General features: G+C 61.1%; 12 protein-coding genes. 6 read left to right on the top strand and 6 right to left on the bottom strand.

Annotation, left to right across the window (positions count from 1 at the left end):
• Positions 1-59: 59 nt before the first annotated feature.
• Genes ACODSV_RS10730 through ACODSV_RS10720 form a run of 3 tightly spaced genes read right to left on the bottom strand, consistent with a single transcriptional unit; the run spans position 60 to position 3306 of the window.
• Positions 60-1304: a lipoprotein-releasing ABC transporter permease subunit gene (locus tag ACODSV_RS10730; RefSeq protein WP_024074098.1), complete on the bottom strand. Its 1245-nt coding sequence runs from the start codon at positions 1302-1304 to the stop codon at positions 60-62.
• A 60-nt stretch (positions 1305-1364) separates the two neighbouring features.
• Positions 1365-2048 carry a lipoprotein-releasing ABC transporter ATP-binding protein LolD gene (gene lolD / locus ACODSV_RS10725; protein ID WP_024074097.1) on the bottom strand — a complete coding sequence of 228 codons (684 nt, stop codon included), beginning with the start codon at positions 2046-2048 and terminating at the stop codon, positions 1365-1367.
• A gap of 7 nt (positions 2049-2055) precedes the next feature.
• Positions 2056-3306, bottom strand: coding sequence for a lipoprotein-releasing ABC transporter permease subunit (locus ACODSV_RS10720; protein WP_024074096.1), 1251 nt, complete (start codon positions 3304-3306; stop codon positions 2056-2058).
• A gap of 94 nt (positions 3307-3400) precedes the next feature.
• Between ACODSV_RS10720 and ACODSV_RS10715 the strand changes: the two genes are divergently transcribed.
• Together ACODSV_RS10715 and ACODSV_RS10710 are read left to right on the top strand one after the other, a co-directional pair.
• Positions 3401-3985 (top strand): PilZ domain-containing protein, encoded by a 585-nt coding sequence (locus ACODSV_RS10715; protein ID WP_024074095.1) that lies wholly within the window; start codon positions 3401-3403, stop codon positions 3983-3985.
• Positions 3986-4028: 43 nt separating this feature from the next.
• A complete protein-coding gene (locus ACODSV_RS10710) occupies positions 4029-4751 on the top strand; it encodes a glycerophosphodiester phosphodiesterase (RefSeq protein WP_024074094.1) in 723 nt (240 codons plus the stop codon).
• 42 nt (positions 4752-4793) lie between these two features.
• Here the strand turns inward: ACODSV_RS10710 and sthA are convergent, their stop codons facing one another.
• Together sthA and ACODSV_RS10700 are read right to left on the bottom strand one after the other, a co-directional pair.
• Complete coding sequence (gene sthA, locus ACODSV_RS10705; RefSeq protein WP_024074093.1) at positions 4794-6188, bottom strand: Si-specific NAD(P)(+) transhydrogenase; 1395 nt, start codon at positions 6186-6188, stop codon at positions 4794-4796.
• Positions 6189-6376: 188 nt separating this feature from the next.
• Positions 6377-7387, bottom strand: coding sequence for an FAD:protein FMN transferase (locus ACODSV_RS10700; RefSeq protein WP_150054913.1), 1011 nt, complete (start codon positions 7385-7387; stop codon positions 6377-6379).
• Between the two features lie 64 nt (positions 7388-7451).
• Between ACODSV_RS10700 and ACODSV_RS10695 the strand changes: the two genes are divergently transcribed.
• Together ACODSV_RS10695 and ACODSV_RS10690 are read left to right on the top strand one after the other, a co-directional pair.
• Complete coding sequence (locus ACODSV_RS10695; RefSeq protein WP_150054912.1) at positions 7452-7994, top strand: chalcone isomerase family protein; 543 nt, start codon at positions 7452-7454, stop codon at positions 7992-7994.
• A 172-nt stretch (positions 7995-8166) separates the two neighbouring features.
• Positions 8167-9465: an MFS transporter gene (locus ACODSV_RS10690; RefSeq protein ID WP_150054911.1), complete on the top strand. Its 1299-nt coding sequence runs from the start codon at positions 8167-8169 to the stop codon at positions 9463-9465.
• 85 nt (positions 9466-9550) lie between these two features.
• On the opposite strand, the gene ACODSV_RS10685 is transcribed toward ACODSV_RS10690, so the two are convergent.
• Positions 9551-11014, bottom strand: a complete 1464-nt coding sequence (locus ACODSV_RS10685) for a glyceraldehyde-3-phosphate dehydrogenase (RefSeq protein ID WP_024074089.1) — start codon at positions 11012-11014, stop codon at positions 9551-9553.
• 340 nt (positions 11015-11354) lie between these two features.
• Between ACODSV_RS10685 and mfd the strand changes: the two genes are divergently transcribed.
• Together mfd and ACODSV_RS10675 are read left to right on the top strand one after the other, a co-directional pair.
• Positions 11355-14804: a transcription-repair coupling factor gene (gene mfd, locus ACODSV_RS10680; RefSeq protein ID WP_150055516.1), complete on the top strand. Its 3450-nt coding sequence runs from the start codon at positions 11355-11357 to the stop codon at positions 14802-14804.
• Positions 14805-14815: 11 nt separating this feature from the next.
• Entirely contained in the window at positions 14816-15382 is a 567-nt protein-coding gene (locus ACODSV_RS10675) for a CsiV family protein (protein ID WP_150055515.1), read from the top strand.
• Positions 15383-15384: the final 2 nt, after the last annotated feature.

Below are 15384 nucleotides of genomic sequence, written 5' to 3'. Positions count from 1 at the left end.
GATTTGTGAATACATTCAACCTGTGGGAGGGGGCTTGCCCCCGATAACGGTCTTGAATATTACGAATACCTCAGGGCATGCGCCGGCTCAATCTTAGCCGCCCGATACGCCGGGTAAATCGTCGCCAAAAAGCTCAACACAAACCCTGCCGAGCAAATCAACAACACATCCCCACCTTGCAGTTCCGAAGGCAGGTTACTGACGAAATACACGTCTGAACTGAAGATATGCTGCCCGGTTACCCGCTCCAGCCAGCCCACCAGCTCACTGACGTTCAGTGCCGCAATCACCCCCAGCACGCCACCGATCAAGGTACCCACGATCCCGATCACGGTACCCTGCACCATGAAGATCGCCATGATCTGCCCTGGCGTGGCGCCGATGGTGCGCAGGATCGCGATGTCCGCGCCCTTATCGTTCACCACCATGATCAGCGTGGCGATGATATTGAACGCGGCCACGGCGACGATCATCAGCAACAGCAGGCCGATCATGGTCTTTTCCATTTTCATCGCACTGAACAGGCTGCCCTGGGTGTGGGTCCAGTCGTCAGCCTTGTAGGCCGCGCCCAGGCTGCTGGCAATGTCCGCCGACACCTTGGGCGCTGCGTACAAGTCCTTCACCGCCAGGCGCACGCTCTGCACCTGGTTCGGCTGCCAATGCTGGATTTCCGCGGCGTCGGCCATATGGATCAAGGCCATGGAGCCATCCAGCTCGGCGCCGACCTTGAAGATGCCGACCACATTCAAACGCTGCATGCGCGGCGTGATGCCACCTGGCGCGCTGCTGATTTCCGGAACGATCAGGGTCAGCTTGTCACCCACGTTCAGGCGAAAACGCCGCGCGGTGATCTCCCCCACCACCACGCCAAACTCGCCGGGCTTCAGGTCTTCCAGTTTGCCCTTGACGATATGCTGGGCCACGATCGACACCTTGCCTTCCTGGGCCGGGTCGACGCCACTGATCTCGATCGGCTGCATCGCCCCCTTGTAGGAAAACATACCATCCATCTGTGTGAACGGTACGGCGGCAGTCACTTCGGGATTCTTCATCGCGGCGGCGGCCACCGGCTGCCAATCGTCGATCGGGTTCACGCCGACGATAGTCGCGTGGGGCACCATGCCGAGGATGCGCGAGCTCATTTCACGCTGGAAGCCATTCATCACCGACAACACCACGATCATCGCCAGCACGCCCAAGGCGAGGCCGATCATCGAGGTCATCGAGATAAACGAAACAAAACGGTTGCGGCGCTTGGCGCGGGTATAGCGCGTGCCGATGAAAATCGATAACGGTCTGAACATTCGCTTGCACCGCCTGAAAAAATGAAAAAGCCCGGCGCCCAGCGCCAGGCTTGAAACAGGTCAGATGGCGACCAGATGACCTTCCTGCAGGTGCAATACGCGGTCCATCTGCCGGGCCATGCTCATGTCATGGGTCACCACCAGGAACGCGGTGCGCATCTGGGTGCTCAGCTCCAGCATCAAGTCCTTGATGCCCTGGGCGGTGTGGGAGTCGAGGTTGCCGGTGGGCTCGTCGAGCATCACCAGGCCTGGGTTGTTCACCAGGGCACGGGCAATCGCCACACGCTGACGCTCGCCACCGGACAATTCGGCCGGTTTGTGCTCCAGGCGGTGGCCGAGGCCGACACGCTCCAACAGGGCCTTGGCCCGCTGGCGTGCTTCCGGGATCGCGGTCTTGCCGATCAACAACGGCATGCACACGTTTTCCAGGGCGGTGAATTCCGGCAGCAGGTGGTGGAACTGGTACACAAAGCCCAGGGAGCGATTGCGCAGTTGGCCACGGGCCTTTTCATTCAAGGCAGACAACTCTTCGCCGGCCAGCCATACGCTGCCCTGGGACGGCGTATCGAGGCCGCCCAACAGGTTAAGCAAGGTACTTTTGCCGGAACCGGAACTGCCGACGATTGCCACGCGCTCGCCGGGGTGCAGTTCAAGTTGCAGGTTGGACAGCACCACAACCGATTCCGGGCCTTCCTCGTAGGATTTGCCCAGGTTGCGGCAGCTCAGGATTGCTTTTTCACTCATGCCCGATTCACTCATAACGTAAGGCCTGTGCTGGCTGGGTACGTGCCGCGCGCCAGGCTGGATACAGGGTGGCAAGGAAACTCAGGACCAACGCGGCGCCGCCGACCATCAGCACGTCCGGGGCCTGAACCTGGGACGGCAAGTAGTCGATGAAGTAGACGTCAGCGTTGAGAAACTTGTGGCCGATCAGGGTTTCCAGACCGGCGATGGCGGCGCTGACATTCAGCGCGGCCAAGATCCCGACGACGGTACCGATCAAGGTGCCGACCACGCCGATCACCGTGCCCTGCACCATGAAGATCGCCATGATCTGCCCCGGCGTGGCGCCCAGCGTCCGCAAGATAGCGATATCGCCCTTCTTGTCGTTCACCACCATCACCAAGGTGGAGATGATGTTGAAGGCCGCAACGGCGACGATCAGCAGCAGCAGCAGGCCGATCATGGCTTTTTCCATGCGGATGGCCTGGTACAGGTTGCCGTGGGTACGGGTCCAGTCGCGGGCGTAGTACTGGCTTTCGCCCAGGTGCTGGGCGATTTCCCAGGCGCCGCGCGGTGCGTCGAACAGGTCGTTGAACTTCAGGCGCAGGCCCTGCACCTGGTCTGGCTGCCAACGTTGCAGGCGAGCCAGGTCGGTGAGGTTGGTCAGGCCGAGATAACCGTCAATCTCGCCGGCGCCGACGTGGAAGGTGCCCACCACGGTAAAGCGCTTCATGCGCGGGAACATGCCGGCGGGAGTCACGGTGACTTCCGGGGCGACGAAGGTCAGCTTGTCGCCAATGCCCACGCCCAGCTTGGCCGCGGCCTTGTCACCGATCACGATGCCAAAGCTGCCGGGCGACAAGTCGTCCAGTTTGCCCTGCAACATGAACTTGTCGATGATCGAGACCTTGCGTTCTTGGACCGGATCGATGCCATTGAGCAGGATCTTCTGCACCTTGCCGTCGTTGGTCAGCAGCCCCTGCATCTGGGTGAACGGCGCAACCGCCAGCACCTCGGGGTTCTGCTTGACCTTGTCGGCCAGGCTTTGCCAGTCGCTGATCGGTTCACCCGACTCGATGGTGGCGTGGGGCACCATGCCCAGCACGCGGGTGCGCATCTCATGATCGAAGCCGTTCATCACCGACAGCACCACGATCATCACGACCACGCCGAGGGCGAGACCGATCATCGAGGTCAAGGAAATAAACGACACAAAATGATTGCGACGCTTTGCACGGGTATAACGCGTGCCGATAAATACGAAGAGAGGTCTGAACATGTCGGGGCTTGTTCGGAGGAAAAGAAGACGTCCCGGTGGCGGGGTCTGGTAAGCAGCTTTACACTCAGACCATTACCGTTACCTGGGGTTCGCCATGTCGACATTAGATGAAGAAGAGCGCCGCGAATACTACCGTATCGACGACATGATCGCACTTCAAATCAAAAGCCTGTCTGCCCCGGAAGCGGCGAGCAAGGAAGTGTTGCTGGATGCTTCCCCACTATTCAATCTGCTCAGTGAACTGCACCTGAGCGAATTCGAGGCCCAGCACCTGTTACGTCAGCTCAGTGATAAAGATCGTACCCTCGCGGCCTTCCTCAAAGTCCAGAACAAACGCCTGGACCTGCTTAGCCAAATCATGGCGCAAAGCTTGCGCGATGAAGTCGGCGCCCCACAGCCGGTGATCATTTCCGAAGGCGGGATCGACTTCCAGCACCCCACGCCCCTCGCCATCGGCGCTCACCTGGCAGTCAAGCTGGTGCTGATGCCCCAGGCACTCGGCCTGCTGCTGCGCGCGCGCGTTACCCATTGCGACCCCAAGGGCGACGGTTTTGACGTGGGCACGGAATTCGAATCCATGACCGATGCCCAACGCCAATTGCTGGCGCGCTATATCCTGCAGAAGCAGGCACAGGAACGCCGCCTGGCGCGGGAACAAAGCGACGCCAAAGACACCTGAATTCGTATGACCCTGCCAGAAAACCTGGCGTAAAGGAGCAACTGTGACCCTGATCTACGGCCACCGCGGAGCCAAAGGCGAAGCACCGGAAAATACCCTGACCAGCTTCCAGCAGTGCCTCAAGCACGGTGTACGCCGCTGCGAACTGGATTTGCACCTGTCCATGGACGGTGAGCTGATGGTCATCCACGACCCAACCCTCAAGCGCACCACCGACCGGCGTGGCAAAGTCGTCGAGTATTCGGCGGCGGACCTTACGAAGATGGACGCGCGCAAAGGCGGCCCCGGCTGGGTCAACCCGTGCCCGATCCCGCGCCTGGAGGAGCTATTTGAAAAGTGCGACTTCGATCACTGGCAACTGGAAGTCAAAAGTGCCTCGCGCACCCGCGCCGCGACCACCGTGCTGGCGATTCGAGAAATGGCCGTGCGTTTCGGCATCATGGACAAGGTCACCGTGACCTCAAGCTCGCGGGAAGTATTAAAAGCGGCGGTTGAACTCACCCCAGACCTGTCACGCGGGCTGGTGGCGGAGTACGCCTGGCTCGATCCTTTGAAGGTCGCGCAAAACTACGGCTGTGAGTTTCTGGCATTGAACTGGACGTTGTGCACCCCCGAACGCCTGGAAAAAGCCCAGCGCCAGGGTTTGCACGTGTCCGTGTGGACAGTCAACGAACCTGCGCTGATGCGCAGGCTCGCCGACTTCGGCGTAGATAGCCTGATTACAGACTTTCCCGGTTTGGCCACTGCCACCCTCGAGAATTACTGAAATCGGTCTCCCCGGCCGGCTCAGGCCACCGGCCGGAGCCGCTCAAAAAAGCCGGTTGAGGCCATCGTAGGCCGCTACCCGATAGGCTTCGGCCATGGTCGGGTAGTTGAAGGTGGTGTTGACGAAATACTTGAGGGTATTTTGCTCGCCCGGCTGGTTCATGATGGCCTGGCCGATGTGCACGATCTCCGAAGCCTGGTAGCCGAAGCAATGCACGCCGAGGACTTCCAGGGTCTCGCGGTGAAACAGGATCTTCAGCATGCCTTGCGGCTCACCGGCGATCTGCGCACGCGCCATGCTCTTGAAGAACGCCTTGCCCACTTCGTAAGGCACCTTGGCCTTGGTCAGCTCGTGTTCGTTCTTGCCGATCGAGCTGATCTCCGGAATCGTGTAGATCCCGGTCGGTACGTCGTTCACATAGCGCCAGCTGCCGTTGTCGACGATGCTGCCAGCGGCCGAACGACCCTGGTCATGGGCGGCACTGGCCAGGCTCGGCCAGCCGATCACGTCACCGGCGCCATAGATGTTGGTCACACAGGTGCGGTAGTTTTCGTCCACCTCGATCTGGCCACGGCTGTTGACCTTGACCCCGATGTTTTCCATGCCCAGCTTGTCGGTGTTGCCGGTACGGCCGTTGCACCATAGCAAGGCGTCGGCCTTGATCTTCTTGCCGGACTTGAGGTGCAGGATCACCCCGTTGTCCAGGCCTTCGACCCGATCGTACTCTTCGTTGTGGCGCACAGTGATGTTGTTGTTGCTGAAGTGGTAGCTCAACGCCTGGGAGATTTCCGAGTCGAGGAAGCTCAGCAACTGGTCACGGTTGTCGACCAGCTCGACCAGCACACCCAGGCCGCTGAAGATCGAGGCGTATTCACAGCCAATGACGCCGGCGCCATAGATGATCAGTTTGCGTGGGGTGTGGCCCAGGCTGAGGATGGTATCGCTATCGTAGATACGTGGGTGGTGGAAATCGATATCCGCCGGGCGATACGGGCGCGAGCCGGTGGCAATGATGATGTGCTTGGCCACCAGTTTCTCGACCACGCCATTGGCGCAGACCACCTCGACGGTTTGCTCGTCGGCGAAGCTGCCGGTACCGAAGAACAGGTCGACGCGGTTACGGGCGTAGTAGCCGGTACGCGAGGCGACTTGCTTGGAGATGACTTTTTCAGCGCTTTTCAACACATCCGGGAACGAGAACCAGCGCGGCTCGCCAATGGCCCGGAACATCGGGTTGGTGTTGAACTGCATGATCTGGCGAACGGAGTGACGCAATGCCTTGGACGGGATGGTACCCAGGTGGGTGCAGTTACCGCCGACCTGGCGACGGCTATCGACCATCGCCACCTTGCGCCCTGCCTTCGCGGCGTTCATCGCCGCACCTTCTCCAGCCGGGCCGGAACCCAGTACCACCACGTCGTAGTTGTAGACAGCCATGCGTACTCCTCAGAACAGGCCAGGCGTACGGTTGGACGCCTGGCTAAATCATGCCGCGGCCAGCGGTCATGAAGGACAATTTGGCTCAAGTGTGTGAACCGGGGCACAGTCTATATAAGGCTCAACGCCGCGCACATTAACCCTTGGTCGCGTCGTAGGCCAGTTTTGCCTTTACTACACAGCACTCGTTACGGTTTCACCGCCGTCAACTGCTCGAATGCGTTGTTACTGCGTGTGACGAAGCCATCCCCCTCGCGCATCACAAAAAATGCCGCCACCTGGTGCTGCTCGGCGTAGTCCCAGCCTTGCTGCGGCCCGAGGATCAGCAGCAGCGTGGACAGCCCGTCGGCCATCAGCGCCGATGGGTGCAACACGGTCACCGACGCCAGTTGATGAGTGATCGGTGCGCCGGTGCGCGCATCGAGGGTGTGGGAATAACGCCGACCATCCTGCTGGAAATAATTACGATAGTCACCCGATGTGGACACACCGAAGCCGTCAACGTTGATGATTTTTTCCGCTACCTGCAGGTCATCCCGCGGCTCTTCAAGCGCAATGCGCCACGCCGAACCATCAGGTTTTCGCCCGGCCGCCTTGAGTTCGCCGGTGGCCTCGGCCAGGTAGCTGCGGATGCCCAGGGCAGCCAGGCGCTCGGCAATGCGGTCCACCGCGTAGCCGGCGGCGATACTGTTGAAGTCAATTTCGACGGCGGCGTCCTTGCACAACTGCTGGCCATCGATACGCAGGTGTTGGTAGCCGACCTGCTCGCGGGCCTGGGCCAGGGTCGCGGCGTCGGGGACTTTGACCTGGCGAGCCTGGGGGCCGAAGCCCCACAGGTTGATCAGCGGCTCGACGGTCAGGTCAAAGGCACCGTCACTGGCCTGGGACAATTGCTCGCCCGTGCGCACCAGTTGCAGGATCGATGCGGGCATGGGCTGGCAACTGTGGGCCGGCAATTGATTGAAACGCTCGATATCGGAGTCACTGCGGTAGGTCGACATCTGCCGGTCGACGGTTTGCAGGATGCTTTCCACCTCGCGCTGGACCGCCTCCGGCCCCGGGGTAGCGGATGTCCTGACGTACTGGATTGAATACGTACTGCCCATGGTCGGGCCGCCAAAGTGCTCCAGCGTGTCGCCGCCACACCCTGCCAGCAGCACACATCCCCAAAAAATCGCCAGTTGCCTCAGGTTGTCCATAAAGCGCTTCGTCGTCCAAAATTGAATTAACCTGCAGGCAGTCACCCCTTCAGGACGGGCCATTATGCGGCATGTGTTGATCTGTTTATTGTTGATGCTCACGGTCCCGGCCCAGGCCAATGAGGCAGATCGTCTCACCCTGGCAAACTTCCCCGCGCACTCCCCGACGCTGGTGCTGAAAAACCAGACGGTGCTGACGTATCTCTGGGCGGATGTCTACGCGGCCGCGCTGTATGCCCCGGCCAATGCAAGCGCCAAGCAGGCCTGGGACCAGCAACAGGACCTGCGCCTGGCGCTGTACTACTTCCGCGATATCGACCGCAACGATGTAATCAAGGCCGCCACGACCACCCTGACGCGCCAGCAGCCCCCAGACGCCCTCGCCCGCCTGAAGCCTGAGGTGGACAAGCTGCACGGCACCTTCCGCGATATCCGCAACGGTGACCGTTACGCGCTGGAGCTGCATCGAGGGCGTGGCTTGAGCCTGGAGATCAACGGCCAGGTGGTGTTCCGCAGTCGCAATGACGAGTTGGCCAAGGCTTACCTGGGCATATGGCTCGCACCAAACGGCCTGTCCGACAGTGTGCGCAACACCCTTCTCAATTGAACCCACACTGATCTCTTTCCAGCGCGACGCCTGCGGCAATTAGCCCGCTTGCCAACGGTTTCTGTTGCCTGTAGGGGCCGATACACATATTGTTACAAAACTGCTCAATATTACAGCCAGGACGAGTAGCGACCCAGGACTACCCATAAGAAAGCCAGATGAGTGAATGACCATGTCCACGACCACGGGCAAAGGCAAAGCGATCTTTCGCGTTGTCAGCGGTAACTTCCTTGAAATGTTCGACTTCATGGTCTACGGCTTCTACGCCACGGCCATCGCCAAGACCTTCTTCCCCACCGACAGCGCCTTCGCCTCGCTGATGCTGTCCCTGGCCACCTTCGGCGCCGGCTTCCTGATGCGCCCGTTGGGCGCCATCTTCCTCGGCGCCTACATCGACCGCCACGGCCGCAAGAAAGGCCTGGTGATCACCCTGGCGCTGATGGCCGCCGGTACCATCCTGATTGCCTGCGTCCCCGGGTATGCCACCCTGGGCGTCGCCGCACCCTTGGTGGTGTTGCTGGGCCGACTGCTGCAAGGTTTCTCGGCGGGTGTCGAGCTCGGCGGTGTGTCGGTGTACCTGGCGGAAATCGCCACGCCCGGCCGCAAGGGCTTTTTCGTCAGTTGGCAGTCCGCGAGCCAACAAGCGGCGGTGGTCTTCGCCGGCCTGTTGGGCGTCGGCCTGAACCACTGGCTCAGCCCGGAACAAATGGGTGACTGGGGCTGGCGCGTACCGTTCCTGATCGGCTGCCTGATTGTGCCGGTGATCTTTGTGATCCGCCGCTCGCTGGAAGAAACCCCGGAATTCCAGGCGCGTAAACACCGCCCTACCCTGCAGGAAATTGTGCGCTCGATTGGTCAGAACTTCGGCATCGTCATCGCCGGCATGGCGCTGGTGGTGATGACCACCGTGTCGTTTTACCTGATCACCGCCTACACCCCGACCTTCGGCAAGGCCGAACTGCACCTGTCAGACTTCGATGCATTGCTGGTGACGGTGTGCGTGGGCATCTCCAACTTTATCTGGCTGCCGGTGATGGGCGCGGTGTCCGACAAGATCGGGCGCAAACCGCTGCTGCTGGCGGCGACCATCCTGGCCATCCTCACGGCTTATCCAGCGCTGTCATGGCTGGTGGCCAACCCGAGCTTCAGCCATCTGCTGATTGTGCTGCTGTGGTTGTCGTTCCTGTATGGCTCGTACAACGGCGCCATGGTGGTGGCGCTGACCGAGATCATGCCGATCGAGGTGCGCACCACCGGATTCTCCCTGGCCTACAGCCTGGCAACGGCCACCTTTGGTGGGTTTACGCCGGCAGCCTGCACTTACTTGATCCACGTGCTGGATAACAAGGCGGCGCCGGGGATCTGGCTGAGTGGCGCGGCAGTGCTGGGGTTGATTGCGACCCTGGTGCTGTTCAAGGGCAATCGGCATGAACTGCGCACGGCGCAGGCTTCGGTGGCTGGCGGCGCCTGAGCAAGAGGCCCGACCGGCTACCACAGAACCTGCAGACATGAAAAAGCCCCGAACCAGTCGGGGCTTTTTCATATTCTGCTGATGCTTAGCGCGGGAATGCCGGCGGGTTGACCCCAGCCATGTCTTCCATCACGCGAACCACCTGGCAGCTGTAGCCGAACTCGTTGTCATACCACACGTACAGCACAACGCGGTTGTCCTGGCTGATGGTCGCTTCGGCGTCGACTACACCCGCGTGACGCGAGCCAACGAAGTCGGTCGATACCACTTCCTGCGAATTAACAAAGTCGATTTGCTTATGCAGATCGGAGTGCAGCGCCATGTAGCGCAGGTACTCGTTCATTTCTTCACGGGTAGCGGCCTTCTCAAGGTTCAGGTTGAGAATGGCCATCGACACGTTCGGCGTCGGCACACGGATCGCGTTACCGGTCAGCTTGCCAGCCAGCTCAGGCAGGGCCTTGGCAGCGGCGGTGGCAGCACCGGTCTCGGTGATCACCATGTTCAACGCGGCGCTACGGCCACGGCGATCGCCCTTGTGGAAGTTGTCGATCAGGTTCTGGTCGTTGGTGTACGAGTGAACGGTTTCGACGTGGCCGTTAACGATGCCGAACTTGTCATTCACTGCTTTCAGCACCGGCACGATGGCGTTGGTGGTGCAGGAAGCGGCGGACACGATCTTGTCGTCAGCGGTGATTTCAGTGTGGTTGATGCCGTGAACGATGTTCTTGAGCTTGCCTTTGCCAGGCGCGGTCAACACGACACGGGCGATACCCGGGCAGGTCAGGTGCTGGCCCAGGCCCTCGGCATCACGCCAAACACCGGTGTTGTCCACCAGCAGGGCGTCCTTGATGCCGTACTGGGTATAGTCCACCTCAGTCGGGTTCTTCGCGTAGATCACCTGGATCAGGTTACCGTTGGCGGTGATGGTGTTGTTTTCTTCGTCGATGACGATGGTGCCGTTGAACGGGCCGTGTACCGAATCGCGACGCAGCAGGCTGGCGCGCTTGGTCAGGTCGTTCTCGGCGCCTTTGCGCACCACGATGGCCCGCAGGCGCAGGCCGTCGCCGCCACCGGTTTTTTCGATCAGGATGCGCGCCAGCAGGCGGCCGATACGACCGAAGCCGTACAGCACCACGTCGGTGCCTTTGCGAGCCGAGGCGTTTTGCTGGCCAACCACGTCGGCCAATTCTTCGCGGACGAACTGCTCGGCGGTACGGCCATTGCCTTCGTTGCGGAATTTATAGGCCAGCTTGCCCAGGTCCACCGAAGCCGCGCCGAGCTTGAGCTCGCTCATGGCCTTGAGCAGGGGGAATGTTTCGTGGACGGAGAGTTCGCTGTCGTCGGCAGAACGATGGCGAGCAAAGCGATGCGCCTTGAGAATCGCGATGACTGACTGGTTGATCAGGCTGCGGCCATAGATCGAGCTCACCACATTGTTATTGCGGTACAGCTGACCGATAAGCGGGATCATCGCTTCTGCGAGTGCTTCACGGTCGATCCATTCACCAAGACACTGGTCGGGCTTCTGAGTCACGGGAACCTTCCACATGTAGGGGCTGAAAAAAGGGGCTACATTATGCCGCCCGACCGCCCCCGGAGCAATGCGCCTCCTACAACAAAAAGCCCCACCCTGAAAAAGCCACCCCGCTGCAGCCCAGTAAATACGCGGGTTCCAGAAGGCCACTAGTGGAGCGAGTCAGGCGACTTGTCCGTAACCCTCCGAAAACCACGTACATTTTGGCACTACATATTGAGTCAAAACCCGGCATTGTTTGTCTTAGCCACCACATTTCCTACAAACCGTAATAGGCACAGTCAGCAACTGACAGGCGGCACCTTGGGCCGTTACAATTACCGACTTTGTCGCAACGCTTGGAGCTCAACCTTCCGTGCCCGTTCTGCGTCTACCGCTACTCCCTGCCGCGGCAGGTAAACAGCACTGGGGCAACCTGCCCGGTGCCGCCCTGAGCCTGGCCATTGCCGAGGCTGCCAGCGCAGCCAAGCGCTTTACCCTGCTGCTCACCGCCGACAGCCAAAGCGCCGAACGGTTGGAGCAGGAGCTGAGCTTCTTCGCCCCCGATTTGCCGGTGCTGCATTTTCCTGACTGGGAAACCCTGCCCTACGATCTGTTCTCGCCGCACCAGGACATCATCTCCCAGCGCATCGCCAGCCTGTACCGCCTGCCGGAACTGGCCCACGGCGTGCTGGTGGTGCCGATCACCACCGCCCTGCACCGCCTGGCGCCGACCAAGTTCCTGCTGGGCAGCAGCCTGGTGCTGGATATCGGCCAGAAGCTCGATGTGGAACAGATGCGCACGCGCCTGGAAGCCAGCGGCTACCGCTGCGTCGACACGGTGTACGAACACGGTGAGTTCGCGGTACGCGGTGCGCTGATCGACCTGTTCCCGATGGGCAGCAAGTTGCCGTACCGCATCGACCTGTTCGATGACGAAATCGAGACCCTGCGCACCTTCGACCCGGAGAACCAGCGCTCCATTGATAAAGTCGAGTCGATCAAGCTGCTGCCGGCACGGGAATTCCCGCTGCAAAAGGACGCGGTAACCCGCTTCAAGGCGCGCTTTCGTGAGCGCTTCGACGTCGACTTCCGTCGCTGCCCGATCTTCCAGGACCTGAGCAGCGGGATTACCCCGGCCGGTATCGAGTACTACCTGCCGCTGTTCTTCGACGAAACCTCCACCCTCTTCGATTACCTGCCTCAGGACACTCAGGTGTTCTCGCTGCCAGGCATCGAGCAAGCGGCGGAAAACTTCTGGAACGATGTGCGCAACCGCTATGAAGAACGCCGCGTCGATCCATCCCGTCCTTTATTACCGCCCGCCGAGCTGTTCCTGCCGGTGGAAGACTGCTTCGCCCGCCTGAAAAACTGGCCGCGCGTGGTCGCCAGCCAACAGGACGTGGAGCCCGGCGTCGGCCGCGAGCGCTTCCCCGCGCACGTGCTGCCGGACCTGGCGATCCAGGCCAAGGCCAACCAGCCCCTGGAAGCACTGTCCAACTTCCTTGGCGACTTCTCTGGCCGCGTGCTGTTTACCGCCGAATCCGCCGGCCGTCGCGAAGTCCTGCTTGAACTGCTCGAACGCCTGAAGCTGCGTCCGAAAACCGTCGACAACTGGCCGGACTTCGTCGCCAGCAAGGACCGCCTGGCGATCACTATCGCGCCACTGGATGAAGGCTTGCTGCTGGACGATCCGGCCCTGGCGCTGATCGCCGAAAGCCCCCTGTTCGGCCAGCGCGTGATGCAACGTCGCCGTCGCGAAAAACGCGCCGACGCCAACAACGACGCGGTAATCAAGAACCTCACCGAGCTGCGCGAAGGCGCGCCGGTGGTGCATATCGACCACGGTGTCGGTCGCTACCTGGGCCTGCAGACCCTGGAAATCGACAACCAGGCCGCCGAATTCCTCACCATGGAGTACGCCGAAGGCGCCAAGCTCTATGTACCGGTGGCCAACCTGCACCTGATCGCGCGCTACACCGGCAGCGACGACGCCCTGGCGCCATTGCACCGCCTGGGCTCCGAAACCTGGCAGAAAGCCAAGCGCAAGGCCGCCGAACAGGTGCGCGACGTCGCCGCCGAGTTGCTCGACATCTATGCGCGGCGTGCGGCGCGCGAAGGCTACGCGTTCGCCGACCCGAAAGCCGACTACGCCACCTTCAGCGCCGGCTTCGCTTTTGAAGAAACCCCAGACCAGCAAACCACCATCGAAGCTGTGCGCGCCGACATGCTCGCGCCCAAGCCGATGGACCGCCTGGTGTGCGGCGACGTGGGCTTTGGCAAGACCGAAGTGGCCATGCGCGCAGCCTTCATCGCGGTGCACGGCGGCAAACAAGTGGCGATCCTGGTACCCACCACCCTGCTCGCCCAGCAGCACTACAACAGCTTCCGCGACCGCTTTGCCGACTGGCCGGTGACCGTGGAAGTGATGAGCCGCTTCAAGTCGGCCAAGGAAGTGAATGCCGCCGTCGCCGATCTGGCGGAAGGCAAGATCGACATCGTGATCGGTACGCACAAGCTGTTGTCGGACGATGTGAAGATAAAGAACCTGGGCCTGGTGATCATCGACGAAGAACACCGCTTCGGAGTGCGCCAGAAAGAACAGCTCAAGGCCCTGCGCAGCGAGGTGGACATTCTCACCCTCACCGCCACACCGATTCCGCGCACGCTGAACATGGCGGTGTCGGGCATGCGCGACCTGTCGATCATCGCCACGCCGCCGGCACGCCGACTGTCGGTGCGCACCTTCGTGATGGAGCAGAACAAAAGCACGGTCAAGGAAGCCCTCCTGCGCGAATTGCTGCGCGGCGGCCAGGTGTACTACCTGCACAACGACGTGAAGACCATCGAGAAATGCGCGGCCGAACTCGCCGAACTGGTGCCGGAAGCACGCATTGCCATCGGCCATGGGCAGATGCGCGAACGCGATCTCGAACAGGTGATGAGCGACTTTTATCACAAGCGCTTCAACGTGCTGATCGCCTCGACCATCATCGAGACCGGCATCGACGTGCCGAGCGCCAACACCATCATCATCGAACGCGCGGACAAGTTCGGCCTGGCACAACTTCATCAGTTGCGCGGCCGGGTCGGGCGCAGTCACCACCAGGCGTATGCCTACCTGCTGACACCACCGCGCCAACAAATTACCGGCGACGCCGAAAAGCGCCTGGAAGCCATCGCCAACACCCAGGACCTCGGTGCCGGTTTTGTGCTGGCCACCAACGACCTGGAAATCCGCGGCGCCGGCGAACTGCTCGGCGACGGCCAGAGCGGGCAGATCCAGGCCGTGGGTTTCACCCTGTATATGGAGATGCTCGAACGCGCGGTGAAAGCCATCCGCAAGGGCGAACAACCGAACCTCGACCAACCCCTGGGCGGCGGCCCGGAGATCAACCTGCGCCTGCCGGCGTTGATTCCCGAGGACTACCTGCCGGACGTGCATGCGCGGTTGATCCTGTACAAGCGCATCGCCTCGGCCACCGACGAAGAAGGCCTCAAGGACCTGCAGGTGGAAATGATCGACCGCTTCGGCCTGTTGCCCGAGCCGACCAAGAACCTGGTGCGCCTGACCTTGCTCAAATTGCAGGCCGAGCAACTGGGGATCAAGAAGGTCGACGCGGGGCCGCAAGGCGGGCGCATCGAGTTCGAAGCGCAGACGCCGGTGGACCCGTTGGTACTGATCAAGTTGATCCAGGGCCAACCCAACCGCTACAAGTTCGAAGGGGCTACGCTGTTCAAGTTCATGGTGCCGATGGAGCGCGCCGAAGAACGCTTCAATACCCTGGAGGCGCTGTTCGAGCGCCTCATCCCGAAATCTGTTTGAAGGACGCCCCAATGCGCGTGTTCCGCATTCTGAGCCTGTTGTTAGTGGTACTTGCACCCTCGGCATTTGCCGACAGCCTGTACCAGGTTGAAATGATCCTGATACGCCAGAACGCGGAGCCAGAGATGAGCAACCGCGCCGCACCGGAAGATTGGGATGCCGGCGCGGTGCGCCTGGGCGACAGAATGAGCCCGCCGCGCCTGGCCAACATCGCCGACAAACTGCGCGCCGACTCCAACTACACCGTGCTCGCCCATAAAGCCTGGGAACAGAACCTGGGTGAGCAGCCGGTAAAAATCGCGATCGCCGAGGGGGCGGAACAGTTTGGCCAATTCCCCATCGAAGGGGTATTGAGCCTGCAACTGGGGCGCTTTACCGATATCGATGCCGACTTCTGGGTCAACCAGTTCGACAGCAACGGCAGCGTGATCGCCAGCGAACACCTGAGCCAGAAGGACGTGCGCACCAAGAACAACCAGCTCAACTACCTGGACGGCGGCCGCCTGGCGCTGCTGATCAAGATCACCTCGTTGACCGTCAAACAACCCAGCGCACCACCGCCCGATATTCAGGACTGATC

This window comes from Pseudomonas sp. FG86 (assembly GCF_057808775.1).
Note: the sequence above shows the minus strand (reverse complement) of the source record. Positions and strands in the feature narration are given on the sequence as shown.

Coding starts and splice junctions, on each gene's coding strand:
- ACODSV_RS10730 (WP_024074098.1), bottom strand. CDS start 1,304: ATGTTCAGACCGTTATCGATTTTCATCGGCACGCGCTATACCCGCGCC.
- lolD (WP_024074097.1), bottom strand. CDS start 2,048: ATGAGTGAAAAAGCAATCCTGAGCTGCCGCAACCTGGGCAAATCCTAC.
- ACODSV_RS10720 (WP_024074096.1), bottom strand. CDS start 3,306: ATGTTCAGACCTCTCTTCGTATTTATCGGCACGCGTTATACCCGTGCA.
- ACODSV_RS10715 (WP_024074095.1), top strand. CDS start 3,401: ATGTCGACATTAGATGAAGAAGAGCGCCGCGAATACTACCGTATCGAC.
- sthA (WP_024074093.1), bottom strand. CDS start 6,188: ATGGCTGTCTACAACTACGACGTGGTGGTACTGGGTTCCGGCCCGGCT.
- ACODSV_RS10700 (WP_150054913.1), bottom strand. CDS start 7,387: ATGGACAACCTGAGGCAACTGGCGATTTTTTGGGGATGTGTGCTGCTG.
- ACODSV_RS10695 (WP_150054912.1), top strand. CDS start 7,452: ATGCGGCATGTGTTGATCTGTTTATTGTTGATGCTCACGGTCCCGGCC.
- ACODSV_RS10690 (WP_150054911.1), top strand. CDS start 8,167: ATGTCCACGACCACGGGCAAAGGCAAAGCGATCTTTCGCGTTGTCAGC.
- ACODSV_RS10685 (WP_024074089.1), bottom strand. CDS start 11,014: ATGTGGAAGGTTCCCGTGACTCAGAAGCCCGACCAGTGTCTTGGTGAA.
- ACODSV_RS10675 (WP_150055515.1), top strand. CDS start 14,816: ATGCGCGTGTTCCGCATTCTGAGCCTGTTGTTAGTGGTACTTGCACCC.